The 16,773-nt window shown below is 58.2% G+C and carries 17 protein-coding genes, 1 tRNA gene and 1 pseudogene; 9 read left to right on the forward strand and 10 right to left on the reverse strand.

The genetic code is table 11. From position 1 onward, the window contains the following. Nucleotides 1-93 precede the first annotated feature (93 nt). The 3 genes from Q1A20_RS25010 to pedF form a co-directional block, all read right to left on the reverse strand. Nucleotides 94-609, reverse strand: coding sequence for a CoxG family protein (locus Q1A20_RS25010; RefSeq protein WP_299410300.1), 516 nt, complete (start codon nt 607-609; stop codon nt 94-96). Nucleotides 610-694: 85 nt separating this feature from the next. Then, nucleotides 695-1,597 (reverse strand): ABC transporter substrate-binding protein, encoded by a 903-nt coding sequence (locus tag Q1A20_RS25015; RefSeq protein WP_299410301.1) that lies wholly within the window; start codon nt 1,595-1,597, stop codon nt 695-697. 3 nt (nt 1,598-1,600) lie between these two features. Beyond that, nucleotides 1,601-2,299: a cytochrome c-550 PedF gene (gene pedF, locus Q1A20_RS25020; RefSeq protein WP_299740969.1), complete on the reverse strand. Its 699-nt coding sequence runs from the start codon at nt 2,297-2,299 to the stop codon at nt 1,601-1,603. 157 nt (nt 2,300-2,456) lie between these two features. Between pedF and Q1A20_RS25025 the strand changes: the two genes are divergently transcribed. The 3 genes from Q1A20_RS25025 (at nt 2,457) to Q1A20_RS25035 (ending at nt 5,492) form a co-directional block, all read left to right on the forward strand. Beyond that, nucleotides 2,457-3,617 carry an ABC transporter substrate-binding protein gene (locus Q1A20_RS25025; RefSeq protein WP_299919437.1) on the forward strand — a complete coding sequence of 387 codons (1,161 nt, stop codon included), beginning with the start codon at nt 2,457-2,459 and terminating at the stop codon, nt 3,615-3,617. Next, complete coding sequence (locus Q1A20_RS25030; RefSeq protein WP_299919439.1) at nt 3,614-4,573, forward strand: YVTN family beta-propeller repeat protein; 960 nt, start codon at nt 3,614-3,616, stop codon at nt 4,571-4,573. Before Q1A20_RS25025 ends, Q1A20_RS25030 begins: the two co-directional genes overlap by 4 nt. A gap of 373 nt (nt 4,574-4,946) precedes the next feature. Continuing rightward, nucleotides 4,947-5,492, forward strand: a complete 546-nt coding sequence (locus Q1A20_RS25035) for a sel1 repeat family protein (protein WP_299919441.1) — start codon at nt 4,947-4,949, stop codon at nt 5,490-5,492. A 4-nt stretch (nt 5,493-5,496) separates the two neighbouring features. On the opposite strand, the gene Q1A20_RS25040 is transcribed toward Q1A20_RS25035, so the two are convergent. Next, entirely contained in the window at nt 5,497-5,952 is a 456-nt protein-coding gene (locus tag Q1A20_RS25040) for a hypothetical protein (protein ID WP_299919443.1), read from the reverse strand. A gap of 233 nt (nt 5,953-6,185) precedes the next feature. On the opposite strand from Q1A20_RS25040, the gene Q1A20_RS25045 reads away from it, so the two are divergent. From Q1A20_RS25045 to Q1A20_RS25070, 6 genes are all read left to right on the forward strand, one after another. Further along, the gene (locus Q1A20_RS25045) at nt 6,186-7,949 is read left to right on the forward strand and encodes a PQQ-dependent methanol/ethanol family dehydrogenase (protein ID WP_299919445.1); all 1,764 of its coding nucleotides are present in this window, start codon (nt 6,186-6,188) and stop codon (nt 7,947-7,949) included. A 108-nt stretch (nt 7,950-8,057) separates the two neighbouring features. After that, nucleotides 8,058-8,753 (forward strand): response regulator transcription factor, encoded by a 696-nt coding sequence (locus Q1A20_RS25050; RefSeq protein ID WP_299508333.1) that lies wholly within the window; start codon nt 8,058-8,060, stop codon nt 8,751-8,753. A 35-nt stretch (nt 8,754-8,788) separates the two neighbouring features. Beyond that, a complete protein-coding gene (locus Q1A20_RS25055; protein WP_299919447.1) occupies nt 8,789-9,991 on the forward strand; it encodes an FIST N-terminal domain-containing protein in 1,203 nt (400 codons plus the stop codon). Then, complete coding sequence (locus Q1A20_RS25060) at nt 9,978-12,188, forward strand: PAS-domain containing protein (protein ID WP_299410316.1); 2,211 nt, start codon at nt 9,978-9,980, stop codon at nt 12,186-12,188. Before Q1A20_RS25055 ends, Q1A20_RS25060 begins: the two co-directional genes overlap by 14 nt. Before the next feature lie 300 nt (nt 12,189-12,488). Further along, nucleotides 12,489-13,454 (forward strand): cytochrome c family protein, encoded by a 966-nt coding sequence (locus Q1A20_RS25065; RefSeq protein WP_299410318.1) that lies wholly within the window; start codon nt 12,489-12,491, stop codon nt 13,452-13,454. Nucleotides 13,455-13,529: 75 nt separating this feature from the next. Next, a tRNA-Met gene (locus Q1A20_RS25070) sits at nt 13,530-13,606 on the forward strand. Here Q1A20_RS25070 and Q1A20_RS25075 read toward each other — a convergent pair. The 6 genes and pseudogenes from Q1A20_RS25075 to Q1A20_RS25095 all read right to left on the reverse strand — a co-directional run bounded on the left by Q1A20_RS25075 (nt 13,585) and on the right by Q1A20_RS25095 (nt 16,649). Continuing rightward, entirely contained in the window at nt 13,585-13,899 is a 315-nt protein-coding gene (locus tag Q1A20_RS25075; RefSeq protein WP_299919450.1) for a hypothetical protein, read from the reverse strand. The genes Q1A20_RS25070 and Q1A20_RS25075 overlap by 22 nt on opposite strands. 68 nt (nt 13,900-13,967) lie before the next feature. After that, nucleotides 13,968-14,471, reverse strand: a complete 504-nt coding sequence (locus Q1A20_RS26200) for a recombinase zinc beta ribbon domain-containing protein (protein ID WP_367180971.1) — start codon at nt 14,469-14,471, stop codon at nt 13,968-13,970. Beyond that, a pseudogene (locus Q1A20_RS26205) lies at nt 14,469-14,755 on the reverse strand (recombinase family protein); the annotation flags it as partial. The gene Q1A20_RS26200 and the pseudogene Q1A20_RS26205, both read right to left, overlap by 3 nt. 108 nt (nt 14,756-14,863) lie before the next feature. Next, nucleotides 14,864-15,235 carry a recombinase family protein gene (locus Q1A20_RS25085; RefSeq protein ID WP_299919452.1) on the reverse strand — a complete coding sequence of 124 codons (372 nt, stop codon included), beginning with the start codon at nt 15,233-15,235 and terminating at the stop codon, nt 14,864-14,866. Between the two features lie 244 nt (nt 15,236-15,479). Next, on the reverse strand, nt 15,480-15,911 hold the full coding sequence (locus tag Q1A20_RS25090) for a hypothetical protein (protein ID WP_299919454.1): 432 nt from the start codon (nt 15,909-15,911) through the stop codon (nt 15,480-15,482). A 195-nt stretch (nt 15,912-16,106) separates the two neighbouring features. After that, the gene (locus tag Q1A20_RS25095) at nt 16,107-16,649 is read right to left on the reverse strand and encodes a DUF4262 domain-containing protein (RefSeq protein WP_299919456.1); all 543 of its coding nucleotides are present in this window, start codon (nt 16,647-16,649) and stop codon (nt 16,107-16,109) included. Nucleotides 16,650-16,773: the final 124 nt, after the last annotated feature.

The raw sequence follows: 16,773 nt of genomic DNA on the forward strand, positions 1-16,773 counted from the left end.
ACGTTCGACCCTCAACATCACCAGACGCCGAAACCCCATTCACAACCATCTCAATCCGAGACATCTATAAAACTCCCTTCAAGTTCCTGCAGTTCACCCGCCCGAAAGACGTTTGAACCAACCCTTTTTCTGTCCACCTGTTTCGACATCCGCCTCCGCGAGTTCCTCGGGCGCGCCAACCGCGTTCTGAAAATTGTCAAAAAACTGATCCGCCATCTTCTTGGCGAACCCATCGATGATCCGGCTGCCCAACTGGGCCAGCTTGCCACCCACCTTGGCCTCCACGTCATAGTGCAGCACGGTTTGATGCGCGTCGGCCTCCAGCCTGACATCGGCACCGCCCTTGGCAAAACCCGCGGCACCGCCTTTGCCTTCGCCCGAGATTTTCAGGCTTTCCGGCTCCACCATATCGCTCAGCGTCACACCGCCTTTGAACGTCGCCTTCACCGGTCCGACCTTCTGAACCACAACGGCCTCGAACCCCTCGCTCGGCGAGCCTGTCATCTCCTGGCAGCCCGGCACACATTCTTTCAAAACCTCCGGGCTCAGCAAGGCCGCCCAGACGGTCGCCACATCGGCGTTGATTGTTCGACTGTCACTCAGTTGCATTGCGACTCCTACTGAATTTTTCAGGACCATAGCAACGCCAGTTTACCCGGCCTATGCGACCATCCGAGTAGGACAAAGGTCGCATTTACCTTTCCGGCGGCTGAAACGTCAGACCGTAGTTCGCGTAAATCTGCGGAATGCGGCCATCTTCGATCGCGTATCGGATCGCATCGTCCACGGAATAGGACAAGGGACGGTAGCGGAAATTCACCGCAACGCCCAACGTCCAACGGCTAACCGCAAAGCCCGCCAGGGGTGGTTGGTGAATGCCGACACCTTCGTCTGCGCCATGTTCCAGCTGCGCCAGCGGGCCCATCGCCGCCATCGTCTGGCCGTCACGCAGGGCGGTCATCGCCGCTTGCATATCGGCAAATCGGCTGACCTTGCCCGCCAATTGTCCGCCTGTGAATGACGACAGGTAGAAATCAGAAATCGAATCGTTTTCAACCGCAACCGGATCAAACCGGAAATAGGCCGGCACCGGTTTTTCTTCCGGATAGCTGGCTTTGTCATAAGCGATGGCGATGGATTCAGCCGCATATTGGCCGGTAAACACCACCTGTTCGACCCGGCACTTGAACGCCGAATCATAGGGGATGCGCATCATCACATTCGCGATCTGGCCGCCGATCAGAGCGCCCTTCCAGATGTTGTTACGCAAGTCCGCATCGAGATTTTCTGCCGCTGCCACGAAATTGAACCGCGCCTCGACCCCCAGATCTTCGGCGATGATGCGGGCGATTTCGATGTCGACACCGCGCGGCTGGCCACCCTCCTCCCAGCTATAGGGCGGGTAGTCTTCATAGACGGCAAAGAGCATGTGGCCGCGGTCCTGGATCACGTCCAGTTCCTGTCCGACGATATCGCGGCTGGCGTTTTGAGGGCGCACCTGCGGGACATGGTCCGCACAAGGGTCTGCCGCCAGCGCGGGCGCCGGCAGCAGCAGGGAGAAAATCAAGATGATGTGGTGCGGGATCTGTAAGCGCATCAATTATTGGGCCGCAGACAATCCGATGGTCAGGGTTTCGGCCGCAGATTTATACCGCGCTTGCGTGCCATCGATCAGATTGGCGGCGCGAAAGGCCACCGAATCCGCAACCGGCGCGCCGGACAGGGTCTCGATGGACCCGGCAATCTCGCTAAGCCGGGATTTCAGCGCGTCGGGATCCGCCCCCTCGGCGCCTTCTGCATACATTTGCAACTGATCGCGCATCGCTTTCAACTCGTCGGCGTATTCTGCCATCGCATCGCCGTCTGGGCGGGTCTCGATGTAGGTGCGAATGGCCCAGGCCGCGTCCTGACCCAGCAGATCGCCAAAGGCGGGCATCTTGGTGATACCGTTCTGCGTGTACCCGGTGCGGAAACGTTCCATATACCACTCATCGCCGTATTCCTCGGCTTCGAGGAACCTCAGATCAGGCGCCAGACCGCCCGAGACGACCTCCAGCCCGTGACAGCGCGCGCAGTTCTGATTGTACCCCGATGCACCGATTTCCACGGCCCGGAGCCAGACCTCTTCGCCCGCTGTTTCCGCCCGATAGGGGTTTTCGATCAACCACTCGGTGCCCGTTTCGGGCAAGCCACTGGTATCAACCGCCTGCGGTTTTACGTCACCATGTGCGGAAACCAACGTCGCGGCGGCCAGTAGCAGTCCTGCGGCATAGCCAGCGGTCTTGAACAGATGTGTCATTTCTCTCCTCCCGGGATCGAATGTAGGATTTTCATCTGTTGTAATCAGGCGCTCCCACAAAGGATATTGGACTTTGGTTGGGTGCGACGCAGGGGACTAAAGTCCTATTCAAACACCCCATGTGCATCCTTACCCTCGATAACGGAGGAGGTGTCACATGCATCGATGGATGACCGTTTTATGCGCGATATGCTGTGCTGTGACAGCGACGGCTGAGGTGACGCTGAACGCCAATTATCTGCATGTCGAAGTTGCCCTGCCGCCAACGCTGTCCAATCTGGATCCGATGCCCGAAGATATTGGCCTTGCGGGCGCGCTGACCGGCCTCAAGGACAATCAGACCACCGGGCGGTTTCTGGATCAGAAGTACGATCTAGCCGAAACCTATGTGCCGGAAGGGGACGACCCCATTGCCATGGCCAAAGAGCTGCTGAGCGCAAGCCCCTACCTGATCCTGAGCGCGCCTGCGACCGTGCAAACCGCCATCGCCGATCTGCCCGAGGCGCAGGGCGCGCTGATCTTCAACACCTCGGCGGGCGATCTATCGTTGCGCGATGCCGACTGCCGCGCAAATCTCTTTCACACCCTGCCATCAGATGCGATGCGCACGGATGCGCTCGCGCAGGTCTTTGTCCAAAAACGGTGGACCGATCTGGTCATGATCACCGGCACGCACCTGCAAGATGTGACCTATGCGCAGTCCATGCGCCGGTCGCTCACCAAATTCGGGTTGGCGCTTTCGGGCGAAAAGGAATGGGCGTTCGACGCAGACATGCGGCGCAATGCATCGCAGGAAGTGCCGCTCTTCACGCAGGATTTCGGCGATTACGACGCAATGATCCTCGCCGATGAGCTGCACGATTTCGGGCGCTACGTTCTCTATAATACCTGGGAAGCGCGCCCCGTGACCGGGTCGGAAGGGCTGTCCGCAGTCACGTGGTCGCCCGTGATCGAGCAATGGGGGGCAGCACAACTGCAATCGCGTTTTGAAAAGGCTCACGAACGCCCGATGACATCACAGGATTACGCCGCCTGGGCTGCAATGCGCACGCTGGGCGAGGCGGTGACCCGGACAAATACCGTCGATCCGACCACTCTACGTGACTACATCTTGTCCAACGCCTTTGAGCTTGCAGGGTTCAAAGGTCGGCCCCTGACATACCGCGCCTGGAACGGTCAGCTGCGCCAGCCCATTGCCATCGTGCACCCGCGCGCCCTGGTGGCGCAGGCGCCGCTGGACGGGTTCCTGCATCAGGTCAACGAATTGGATTCACTCGGGCTCGACCAACCCGAAAGCACATGCGAGGCCTTCCAATGATCCGAACAACGCTTGCCGCTCTCTTGCTGACCACCACCGCCCATGCGGGCGAGATCTGGGTCACCAACGAAAAAGACGATACCGTCTCGGTCATCTCCACTGAAACGCTGGAGGTGATCAAGACCTACGAGACCGGGGAACGCCCGCGCGGCATCACCTTTTCCAAGGATTTCAGCCTGCTCTACATCTGTGCCTCCGACAGCAACGCCGTGCAGGTGATGGACCCCAACAGCGGGGAAATCCTGCATGATCTGCCCTCGGGCGAGGACCCGGAGCAATTCGTGCTGCACCCGGACGACCGTCACCTCTATATCGCCAATGAGGATGACGCGATCACCACCGTCGTGGACACCGAAACCCGCAAGGTCGTGGCCCAGATCGATGTGGGCATAGAACCTGAGGGCATGGCGGTGTCACCCGATGGCAAGATCGCCATTACGACATCCGAAACCACCAACATGGCACATTGGATCGACACCGAAACGCAAGAGCTTTTCGCCAATACGCTGGTCGACAGCCGCCCGCGTCACGCGGAATTTCTAAGGGATGGCAGCGAGATGTGGGTCAGTTCCGAGATCGGTGGCACGCTGACGATTTTCGACACGGCCACCCAGGCCGAGAAAGCCAAGATCAGCTTTGAGGTGCAGGGCGTGCATCCTGATCGCGTGCAACCCGTGGGGTTTGAATTCACTAACGGGGACACCCACGCCTTCGTGGCCCTTGGCCCCTCAAACCACGTGGCCGTCGTGAATGCGGAAACTTACGAGGTCGAAGACTACATCCTCGTCGGCCGCCGCGTCTGGCATATGGATTTCAACGAAGACCGCTCGCTTTTGTTCACCACCAACGGTGTCTCGGGCGACGTGACCGTGATTGACGTGGCCAAACGCGAGGCCATCAAATCGATCAAGGTAGGCCGCTTCCCCTGGGGCGCCGCCTTCCGTCCAACGAACTGACCCTTGTACCAGAGAGTTCCATGCGCCGACTGGCCGCCCTTGTCCTTTGCCTCGCAATCGTACCCGTTTTCGCTGATGCTCATAGCCTGGGTGCCGCCGGTCTGCTGTCAGGCAAGAACGAGGAGAACCAGGCCCGGATCATCCCGTCGACCGGGGAGCCGATTCGACGAGGTGTGAGATGGAAATCGGGTTCATTGCGGTCAAACCCGGCAGCTGTTTCAAAAAGCTCCCCAACATCACTGGCGACACACAGCGCGTCAACATCACAATCGAATGACCGGATGGGCGGTTGTTCACCGGAGCGATCACTGCCTGACACGCGCTGCAATCCTGCGTTTTGTCAAAGCGCCAACTCACGTGGTATAGAGCTTTCATGAAACCCATCTATTTCCTCCTGATGGCGGGACTTGCAACGCCGGTCTGGGCCGAGAGTGAAGATCCCACCCAATTTGGGACAACCAACCCCGACGAGATGACCTGGCAGAACTTTCGCCAGCGCGCAGACGCGGGCGAGACGGATATGGTTCTGTGCTCCATGGGCTACATGATGACCAAATCCGGGGATCACGACACCGCGCGGCTGCTGTTTGAGAACTGCGCCAATGCTGGCTACACCGGTGCGATGACCTGGATGAGCCAGCTCGACAACAACGGATTGGGGGGCGACTACGATCCTGACGCCGCCGCCGAATGGGATCGCCGCGCGGCTGCGGCTGGCGACCCCGTGGGCAAATTCAACTATGGGCTCGACCTGATGCGCGGACACGGCGTGGCGCAGGATGAAGCCCTGGGACGCCAATATGTCGACGAGGCCGCGCAAAACGGGCTTGCCATCGCCAAGCGGTTACAGGGCGCGGGATATGATCTCGATGAGGTCACACCGGACGCGGATGCCGCCAAATACGGACCGTTTTTCTAGCCCCTCACTCGATGATCAGGTGCGGCAGCCAATGGCTGTCCGGATCGCTTTCATGCAAATCGCCCGCTTTCAGGGGCCGCAGATCACCCGCATCGGGTGGCGCGGCGAGCGTGTTCATATCCAGCTCGTAAAGCGTGCCGGTAAAACTGCCGTCCGTTTCAACCAGATCGTAATAAACACCGTTCCACATGTTGATCCCGTATTCTGCCGCCCCTTTCCACAGGAACAGAAAGTCATATTCCAGATCGGTCAGATCGCCCGAGATATTGCGCGCAATCTCATAGGGGTACGGCACGTGGCACCAGTGTTTGGCGGGACCTTCGAGGCACTTGAAGGGCCGCATGGACAGGAAGTGATCGGTGAAGACCGTGTCATTCATGTTCACCGCATAGGACCCGTCCGTGGCGATCATCAGCGTTGCAATCTGCACCCGCGTGCCGTTCTGTGCTTCGAGATACACGTGGCTTTCTTCTGCGCCAACCGCTGCAGCCGACAAACAAGCCATTAAGATCAAAGCATATTTCAAATCTGCGCCCTCCCATCCTGCAGAAACACTCCACACCTCAAAGCCGCAGCATGGCCATACGACCATTGGCCAATACCTAGATGCAGCCATTGATTGAATAATCATGCCAACCGGTCCCGAGTCCTTTGGGCATGAGACCTGTTGCCAAAGCTTTAGGGAGGAAACCCATGAAAAGGTTCGCGATTGCAGTAACGGCTGCGCTTCTCACCACAACGTCGCTTCAGGCGGAAGTGACCGAGGAGATGCTTCTCAACGATACGGCATCCACGGGGGATGTTCTGACAAACGGGATGGGGCGGCACCTGCAGCGCTATTCACCCCTCGATATTCTGAACAAGGACAACGTGAAGAACCTGGTTCCGGCCTGGGCCTTTTCGCTGGGCGGCGAAAAGCAGCGTGGTCAGGAAACCCAGCCCATCGTGCATGATGGCGTAATGTATATCACCGGGTCTTACTCTCGCATGTATGCGATCGATGTGAAAACCGGCAAGGAAATCTGGCAGTACGACGCGCGGCTGCCCGAGGGCATCCTGCCCTGCTGTGACGTGGTCAACCGCGGCGCCGCGATCTACGGCGAAAATATCTATTTCGGCACGCTGGACGCACGCATCGTCGCACTGAACCAGAAAACCGGCGATGTGGTCTGGAACAAGAAGATCGCGGATTACAAAGCAGGTTATAGCTACACGGCCGCGCCGCTGATCGTGGATGGTCTGGTGATCACGGGCAATTCGGGTGGTGAGTTCGGCATTGTGGGCGAGGTTCAGGCCCGCGATGCGGAATCAGGCGGTTTGGTCTGGACCCGTCCGGTGATCGAAGGCCATATGGGCACGCTCAATGGCGAAGAAAGCACCATGACCGGCACGCTCAACGCCACATGGCCGGGCGATATGTGGAAGACCGGTGGCGGCGCCACGTGGCTTGGCGGATCCTATGACGCGGACACCAACACCTTGGTCTTCGGCACCGGCAACCCGGCCCCCTGGAACAGCCACCTGCGCGATGCAGGCACACCGACCGAAGGCAACACGGGCGACAACCTCTATGCCGCCTCCCGTCTCGGCATCGATCCCGCAACGGGTGAGATCAAGTGGCACTTCCAGACCACACCGCGCGAAGGCTGGGACTATGACGGCGTGAACGAGGTCGTGGCCTATACCGACCGTGCAGGCAATGACCGCTTTGCCACAGCGGACCGCAACGGCTTCTTCTACGTTCTGAACCGGGAAGACGGTGCTTTTGTCTCGGCAACGCCCTTCGTCAAGGACATCAGCTGGGCCGAAGGCATCGACGACACGGGCCGCCCGATCTTTGTCGAAGCCAACCGCCCGGGCGACCCGGCGGCCTCTGCGGATGGCAAGAAAGGCGAAGTTGTCTTTGCCTCCCCGTCTTTCCTCGGCGGCAAGAACTGGATGCCAATGTCGCATTCGCCCAAGACCGGCCTCTTCTACGTACCTTCAAACGAATGGGGCATGGACATCTGGAACGAGCCGATTTCCTACAAGAAAGGCGCGGCCTACCTCGGGTCCGGCTTCACCATCAAGCCGAACTACGACGATCACATCGGCAGCCTGAAGGCGATTGATCCAGATACGGGCGAGCTGAAGTGGGAATATAAGGATGAAGCGCCGCTTTGGGGCGGTGTGATGGCCACCGCGGGGGGCCTTGTCTTCACCGGCACGCCGGGTGGCGAGTTCAAAGCCTTTGACGACGAAACCGGTGAGCAGTTGTGGTCCTTCCAGACCGGCTCCGGCATTGTCGGCCAGCCCATCACATGGGAGCAGGACGGCGAGCAATATGTGACCGTGATCTCCGGTTGGGGCGGTGCGGTTCCGCTCTGGGGTGGTGAAGTGGCCAAGAAAGTCAGCTATCTGAACCAAGGTGGCCTGCTGTGGACGTTCCGTCTGCCGCGCCAGCTTGCCGCCAACTGACCGGATCGGTTGCTGAAAATTCGGGCGCATCCCACATCGGGGTGCGCCTTTTTCTATGAGACTTTTTGCCAAGTAGATTTTCCGCGATTTCGGCGCTAGCCTGAAGCCATGAACACGCAAGACGCCTCCCTCAACGCGCAAGCCAAAACGCCTGGTGGCTGGGCCCTGGTGGTGGATGATCATCCGCTGTTCTGTGATGCGCTGGAGCTGACCTTGAAATCGGTTGCCGAGTTTTCGCAGATCACAACGGCAGACAGCATGGAGCATGCCCTGGAAAAGATCGACGGCCAGAGCGCGCCGGATCTGATCCTGCTGGATTTGAACCTGCCGGACGTCAGTGGCCTGGACGGGCTCATCCGCCTGAAACGCGCGGCGGATAAAACGCCGGTCATTATCGTCTCCTCCATGACGGACAACGCGATCATCAGCGGCGCCATCGAGGCCGGTGCCTCGGGGTTTGTGCCCAAACACAGCCACCGTTCGGTGTTCAAGGAAGCGCTGGATCACATTGCAACTGGCGAGGTTTTTACACCCGCCGGATTTGTCGAAGGCGAGACCTCGGATCAGGACAGCAAGGCTTTGTCACGCTTGTCGTCCCTGACCAATCAGCAAGCGCGCATTCTTGAGCTGATCTGCGAAGGTAAACTCAACAAGCAGATCGCTTTTGACCTCTCCATCGCGGAGACCACCGTCAAGGCACATGTGACCGCGATCATGCGGAAACTGGGCGTGCAAAGCCGGACGCAAGCCGTTCTGGTAGCCCAGGACGCCAAGTTCGCAAATGTCTTGCCAACTTCTTCCTAGGCGTTTTATCCTCCACGTCAGGGAGAATTACAGACATGAACGCCGACGCTGGCTTTGCGGATGCCGCCAATTCGGTGCAGCCTGAGGAGAGTTGTGCATTAAGGACCGCCCAAGTGTGCTGGTCCAATACCTCACCCGTGGCCGCACTTTATGACGAACTCGGCACCGGGCCGTTCAGCTTTATCGCGATCATGGCCACGCCGAGCGCCGATTTCCCCGGTGTGGTGGCTGAGGCCCAACGGATCTACCCTAACACGGATATCGTTGCCTGCACCACGGCGGGCGAGATCACGGGGGCGGGCTACGACGAAGGCACAATCGTGGCGATCGCCTTTCCGGCCGATGATTTTGCCTCCTGCTCGATCATGATCGAAGGGGTGGATGATCTCGATGCTCAGTCTGTCGTCGATCAGATCACGCTGGAGCGGATCGAGCTGCAGCAGCGATCCTCCACCTTTCCGCATAGCTTTGCCTTTCTGGTCGTCGATGGCCTGTCACTGAGCGAAGACACCCTCAGCGCCACCATTGCACCCGCGCTTGGTGACACGCCGATCTTTGGCGGTTCTGCTGGTGATGGTACCGATTTCCGGCAGACGCTAGTGGGCCTGAACGGACGGGTCGCGGAAAATGCCGCCGTGCTGACGCTAGTGCGCACACGTTTGCGCACGAAGGTCTTCAGCCTTGATCATCTGGTACCGACGGGCCAGCAGATGGTCGTGACGGATGCGGACCCGGCCCGGCGTATCGTCAAGGCGATCAACGCCGAACCCGCCGCGCGGGAATATGCGCGTATCGTCGGCAAGGACCCCGAACAGCTGGACCGGTTTACCTTTGCCGCCCATCCCGTGGTCGTGCGGATCGGCGATGCGCATCACGTTCGCGCCATTCAGCAGGTGACCGAGAACGGTGAGATGGTGTTCTTTTCCGCCGTGGACGAGGGCATGGTGCTGACCGTCGCGCGCCCTCAGAATATGGTCACCCATCTGCAGGAAAAGCTGCAGGAGCTTTCCACCGACGGCGCCCCCAGCGACATTATTGGCTGTGACTGCATTTTGCGCCGGATCGAGGCCGAACAATCCCAGATCGTGCGCGCCATGTCGGAAGTGCTCTCCGAGCATAACGTCATTGGTTTTTCCACCTACGGCGAGCAGATCGGCCCCTTGCATGTCAACCACACCATGAGCGGGGTCGCTTTCTATCCCGCGGACGAAGGCGATACGCCGCATGTCGCTGATTAACCCTGCCGATACGGTCGAGCAGCAGAACCAAAAGCTGCTGGTGATCGCGCAATCGCTCATGCGCCGGGTCGAGCAGAAAAGCGAAGAATCCGGCCTCGCCTATCGCCAGTTCGAACGCGCCGCACTGCTGGAAAACCAGGTGCGCGAACGGACCCGTGATTTGGAACGCACATTGGACCTGCTGCAGGATTCCAATGCGCGTCTCGAAGTGGCCCGCGCGGAGACTGAAACCGCCCGCTCAAATCTGGCGGAAGCCATTGAAACCATCGACGAGGGCTTTGCGCTTTTTGACACCGACGACAGGCTCGTGCTCTTCAACAGCCGGTTTTGCCAGGACCTGCTGGATATCGTGCCGGACCTAAGCGGGGGTCTGCCGTTTGAGGATTATGTCTCGCTTGTCTCCGAGAGCCGGTTTCTGTCCCTGCCTGACGACCAGACCCCGGAAGACTGGGCCAAAAAGCGCCTTGATCACCACCGCGATCAGCATGTGGTGTTCAATGTCAGCCTGCTACGGGACCGCTGGCTGCAGGTCAGTGAACACCGCACCTCTCGCGGCGGCACGGTGATCCTGCAAACAGACGTCTCCGACATTATCCAGTTGGAACGGCAGGAACGCGACAAGCTGCGCGACCAACAGGCCCGGATCCTGCAGGCCACGCTGGACCACCTTAATCAGGGTGTTTGTATCTTTGACCGGAACCGCACGCTTGTGGGCTGGAACAGCAAGATGGACGGTTTCCTGGATCTGCCCAAGCCGCGTGTCACGCAAGGAATGGATTTCGCCTATCTGATCGACCGGCTGCGCGATCAACTGGTTTTCAACGAAGGGTTCGATGCCGAACGTCTGCGCCGGTGGGCCAATCGCGCGTCCGGACGCACGCCGATTGCGTTTGAAATCCGTCACGGTGACGGCCGCATCTACAGCGTTTTTGCGCAAGAGATGCCCGACTATGGTTTCGTGATCAGCTTTACCGATGTCACCGCCGAACGCGAAGCGGCCCGTGCCCTCTTTGAGATGAACGAGCAGCTTGAACGGCGGGTGCGGGATCGCACGCAGGAGCTTGGGGTCGCCTTGGCCGAGGCCGAGCGTGCCAATGCCTCCAAATCCCGTTTCGTTGCCGCCGCCAGCCACGACCTGTTGCAACCGCTGTCCGCTGCGAAACTCTTTGTCTCCTCGCTGGCTGACAAGGTCACCACCGGTGACGCGCAGGCAGTGATCGGCAAGACGGAAAAGGCCCTGAACGGCGCACAGCAGATCATCGAGGCGCTGCTCGACATCTCCAAACTCGACGCCGGCAAGGCCATTTTCAAGAAACAGGCCATTCGTCTGTCGGACATCCTGGCCCCCTTGCGCGACGAACTGGCCGCCACAGCTGCCGCCAAGGGGATCACGCTCGATATCCTCGACAGCTCGCTCACGGTGCGCAGCGATCCCGCCTATCTGCGCCGCATCGTGCAAAACCTGCTGTCCAACGCCGTGCGTTATACCGATCAGGGGCGCGTCCTTTTGGGCGTACGCCGCAGCGGCACCAACGCCCGGATCGAGGTTTGGGACACAGGGCGCGGCATTGCCGAAGAAGATCAGGAACAGATCTTTCAGGAATTCAGCCGTTTGAATCCAGACACTGCCGATGGTGGCCTAGGTCTCGGCCTCGCCATCGTGGAGCGTGCCTGCAATGGATTGGGGCACGAGTTGGGCCTTTGGTCCAAGCCGGGCAGCGGCAGCTGTTTTTCCCTGAATGTGCCTATCGACACCGATGCCCTGCCGCGGGTGACGGGCCCTGCGGGGTCACACAGTACAGCGCCTCAAAACCTCAATGGGCTGCTTGTGCTGTTGGTTGAAAACGACCCGGCGCTGGCCAGCGCGCTGTCGCTGGTGGTCGAAGACATGGGTGGTGAGGTCATCCATGCACACTCCGCCGAAGAAGCGCTCAGTCTGATGCATGAGATACAACTCATTCCGGACGCGTTTTTATTTGACTATCAGTTGGGTAATGGGCGAACCGGCACAGATCTTTATCAGCAGATCACAGAGACCTACGGCCCCGTTTCCGCCGCGATTGTATCCGCGGACCGCACGCGCGAATTACGGCAGACCTGCAAAGGCCTGGGGCTACCGCTCATGCCCAAACCCGTGGACCGGGACCGTCTGTGGGCTCACCTCGCGCAGAGATCCAGAGAGTTGAACGCAACCTGACTGCCGCGCGATGATGCTCTGAAGATAAACTATTTCGCAGGCGACGCGCGGGTCCGGATCATAAACAGATCGCACCCTTTCTGAATCAGTTCGCTGCACGGAAAACTAGTCGACATAGATCTTTTGTCCACCACCTCTCAGACTCAAGCAGCGATTGGAAACGAGCCGGACAATGTTTTCACGTAGCTGTCCCAGGTCAACGTAAAGCTGACATAAAAAACAAACGAATAACTCGACCGCATCGCGTGTTTTCTTTGTAAGGCAGCCCACACGGCTGTTTGACACAACAGGAGGACAACCATGTTTCATGCATTCAAATATGCGCTCATCGGATTTTGCGTTTTCGGTTTAGCGACGACGTCTTTGGCGGACGGCCACGCCACGACATCCTGGTCGCTGGACGGCGCATCATCAAAAATCGCCTTCGGATCAATCAAGAAGGATACCGTCGGCGAGGTACACAGTTTCGAAGACCTGACCGGTACTGTCGCGCCAGATGGGTCCGCAACGATCGAAATTGCGCTTGGGTCCGTCGAAACCAACATCGACATTCGCAACGAGCGCATGATCGAATATGTGTTCAAAAACGCACCCGCCGCGACCCTGAACGCTCAGATCGACATGGCTGCAGTTTCCGGCCTATCGGTCGGAGAAACGACTGTGATTGATGTCGAGGGGGTGTTGAGTCTCGTCGGTGCCGCCGTGGACATTGAGGCCGAGATGTTTGTGGCGCGCCTGTCGGACACATCGGTCATGGTCACCACAAATGACATGTTGTTTCTGAGTGCCGAAGATGCCGGTATCGACGCGGGCATCACGAAACTGATGGAACTCGCGGATTTGCCGGGGATCACACGCACCGCGCCGATCACATTGAGGTTGATCTTCAATGCAGAGGAACAGAAAGCAGAGGCGGCACCAGCCGCCCCTGCCACAACCGTCGCACTTGATGTGCCCGGCGATGCCGAGGCTGGCAAAAAAGTCTTTCGCAAATGCAAGGCGTGCCACAGCGTCAAAGCAGGTAAGAATGGTGCAGGCCCATCGCTGCACGCTGTTTTCGGCCGCCAAGCAGGTCAGATGGACGGGTTCAAGTTTTCAGAAGCGATGGCGACATCGGAAATCACCTGGGCTCCGGACACCATGGCGGCGTTTCTAGCCAAGCCAAAAGCCTACGTAAAAGGCACATCCATGGCCTTTGCAGGCCTGAGGAAGGAAGAAGACGCAGCGAACGTCATTGCCTATCTGATGGATGCGACGTCTGAGTAAAAAATTAGTATGAATGCAACGGAATCCGCTTGAACTCCCTTTTACACGGACTTAGAAGCATCAAACGTTAATTGGCGCGGGATGGAGCAGCCCGGTAGCTCGTCAGGCTCATAACCTGAAGGTCGTAGGTTCAAATCCTACTCCCGCAACCAGCTTTACCTACTACCTCATGAGCAGCTCGCTCATTGAGGCCGTAGGGAGCTAGCGTCAATGATTTGATATCCGCAACATCAATGGAAAGTGGCGCATAGGCAGCGTACCGCTTTTCCGATATCGCAAGTATACCTGCCAGATCCCCTTCGAGATTGACCACTAACCGCGTCTTGCTAGCGTCCTGTTTCAGAATGATTCTGTCGATAAGACCACGGATCAATCCTGCCACCTCCTCGCGGTGGCCCGGTTCATTGAGTGTTTTGATCAGCTTCTGAACCTCGCGGGCGTACATATCGGCCGTCGCCGGATGAAGGATCGGCTCCGGTGCGATTTCGCATGCCAATTCGCGCTTAAGGATTTCTATGCGGGTTGAGATGCGCTGTGCATCGTGTCGCGGACCATCTCTGCCGGAAGGCCGCCCTCGATCGCCTCGACGATGCGTACGCGCTCGCGCTCCAGTTTGGCGAGTTCTTTGCGTTGGTCTGCGGTGGCATCGATGCGTGTACGTCGCAGCCTGTTGAGGTGTTCTGTATATTCCTTGCAAAACAAGGCGCAGAGCTCCGGGTCCATCAGCTGGCCTTGCAGGGCGCCAAGGATGTCTTCTTCCAAGTAATTGCGGCTGATCGTCAACTTGTTGCTGCAGGTGCCTTTGTTACGGGCGCTGGAGCACCCGATCTGTGTGGCATTGACGGACGAACATCCGCCGCCGCATTCAACGCATTTGATCAAATAAGAGAAAAGGTTCTTCGGACGACGCGCATTCCAAAACCCGGACTGCGCCTTCTTATTGAGAGCCCCCTGCTTTTGCTTGACCGCATCCCATGTGGCTTGGTCAACAATCCTCAGATCAGGCACTTCTTTCACGATCCAATCGGACTCCGGGTTGAGACGTGAGACACGTTTCCCCGTCTCATGGTTCTTTGCATAGCGCAGGCGGTTCCACACCATCCGACCGATATAGAGTTCATTGTTAAGAATGCCGGTGCCACTTTCACGGTTACCATAGATCGTGCTTGACCCCCAATGGCGGCAGTCGGAGCCGCGATACCTTCGTCATTGAGCGCAAAGGCGATCTTCTTGGGTGATATCCTGGCGAGATAGTCATCAAAGATGCGCTGAACGACGGCGGCCTCTGTGCTGTTGATCACGCGCTGGCCTTTGTCATCTTCATTCTTGACAACATCTTAGCCAAAGGCGTTCCCGCCGCCCGACCGCGCAATCCGCGATGGGTCCTTTGGGCAAGATTTTTTTAGGAACTACGCATTCATCGTGCCTTTCAGGCCAATATGAAGTTCGGAAATCTCGCCCTCTGCGAGGGTCACCATCTGGACACCTGCGAACGTGAGCCGCTTGTAGATTGCGGCAATGTCTTCTTGGTCGCGGCTCAACCTGTCCAGTGCTTCTGCATAGACGGCATCGAACTTGCCCGTCACGGCATCCAGCATCAGTCTTTGCACTCCCGGGCGCAACAACGTGGAAGCACCGGAAATGCCATGGTCCGCATATGTCTCGACAGCCACGTGGCCGTCCGACTTGGCGCGCATCGCGCACAAACGCACCCGATCTTCGATAGAGGCCTCAGACTGCATATCGCTCGAATATCGTGCGTAAATTACAACTTGTGTCACTGGCCCTCTCCTCGCGTTTGGTTTGCCCTGTCTTCTAGTTGCTGTGATGCTTTCCACGTCCGCTCAGCGGCTCGGTGGGCCAGAAACCCCCTCTTATCAAATTAGCCTAAACTGTCCCTTTAGCGCTGAGGTTAGACACGGTGATCCGGTCTCGCGCGGGACCGAGCACATCAATCTGGTAGCCATTCGCAGCATCCAAGGCGACCTGCAGATCGCCCAAACGATCCTTCGCCGCCTGCACGTCTTAAAAACTTGGCTCATTGCCGGTCCAGAGGATCGTATCGGCGAGATGATCTTCAACGACGGAGCTGTCCTCGCGACCTACCACGCCGTCTGCATCCCGGAACACCCGCGTGCCATCCGGCAGGCGCGCGGCGTTGTTCATCATATCGTTGAGTTCGGATTGGGCGTCGTCGATTTGGTCAGTCAGCTTGTCGATTGCGGCTTCGGTTGCCTGTTCCGCATCCGAAAGCTGCTGCAACACACTATCGTATTTGGCGCGATACACCGGATCATTGAGCAGTTGGGCCAACCGCGTGAGTTCCCGGTGCTGGGTGTCGCGTTCTTTCTTCTTTGCCGCTTCGGAGCCAGGACCGTCTTTCAAGAACCGTGCTCTGCGCCCGGTCTCGCGCCCTGCGATTTCATTCTGAAGGTCGTCAAAATCACGGCGCTGCATCGCCGCTTTCTCTTTCTAGTCACTCGATATTTCCACACAAACATTATACCAGAAGACGGGCTGGTCGTGCAAATTTGACGGCTACGGGTCGACCAGCCGAGGATGTTGTTGGTGTTAGGCGACTTCCTCAGCCTGCTGCAGGCGGCGGTTGGCGAAGCATAATTGAAAGCCCTTAAATGAGTCCGTTTGAAGACGCTAACAGCCAATCTGTGTCTTGCGCGGCGGCACTTCCGGGATCACACTCAGCGTCATCTGGGAAAAACCGTTATTGTCCGGCAACAGGAGCTGCACCATGTCCGAGATGTCTTCGCGGCGATGCGGACGAACCTCATTTGCTTTCAGCACCATTGCGGGGCTGACGCAACGAAAACGCAAAGTGTAGCCTTCTACCAACCATAAGACGCTCTGGTTGCCTATTGCCAGGTCACAAAGCGAAGCGTCATGACCCTCAATGCACATCGCAAACAGCTGTGCCGCGATATCCGGCGCAACGCCCAAACACATGAGCTCGGGAACCTGTCGTGAGTGTTCAAGGCCGATTGTGAACGCAAAACCCGGCAATCCCAAAGAGGGATCATGCTTTGAGATCTGAGCATAGCCGTTCTCGGCAATCATCTGCTGGACCCATGCCTCAACGTCGAGATCATCTTCAACACGAGACTTGGTTTGCACTATTATCCCTCCCGACTGAGCATTCGTTAACACTTTGTTAACGTCTCGCATCGGGAACTCGGACACAATCCCTCCATTGACTCATGGTAAACGTGGTGGGAGGTATGAAATTTCGGCCCAAAGCATGCGTAATTGGGCTGACCCTGAACTGAGGTCGAGCTCCCGATAGGATCACAGGATATCTGTGAAC

It is taken from the genome of uncultured Roseobacter sp., assembly GCF_947501835.1.
Classification (GTDB): Bacteria; Pseudomonadota; Alphaproteobacteria; order Rhodobacterales; family Rhodobacteraceae; genus Roseobacter.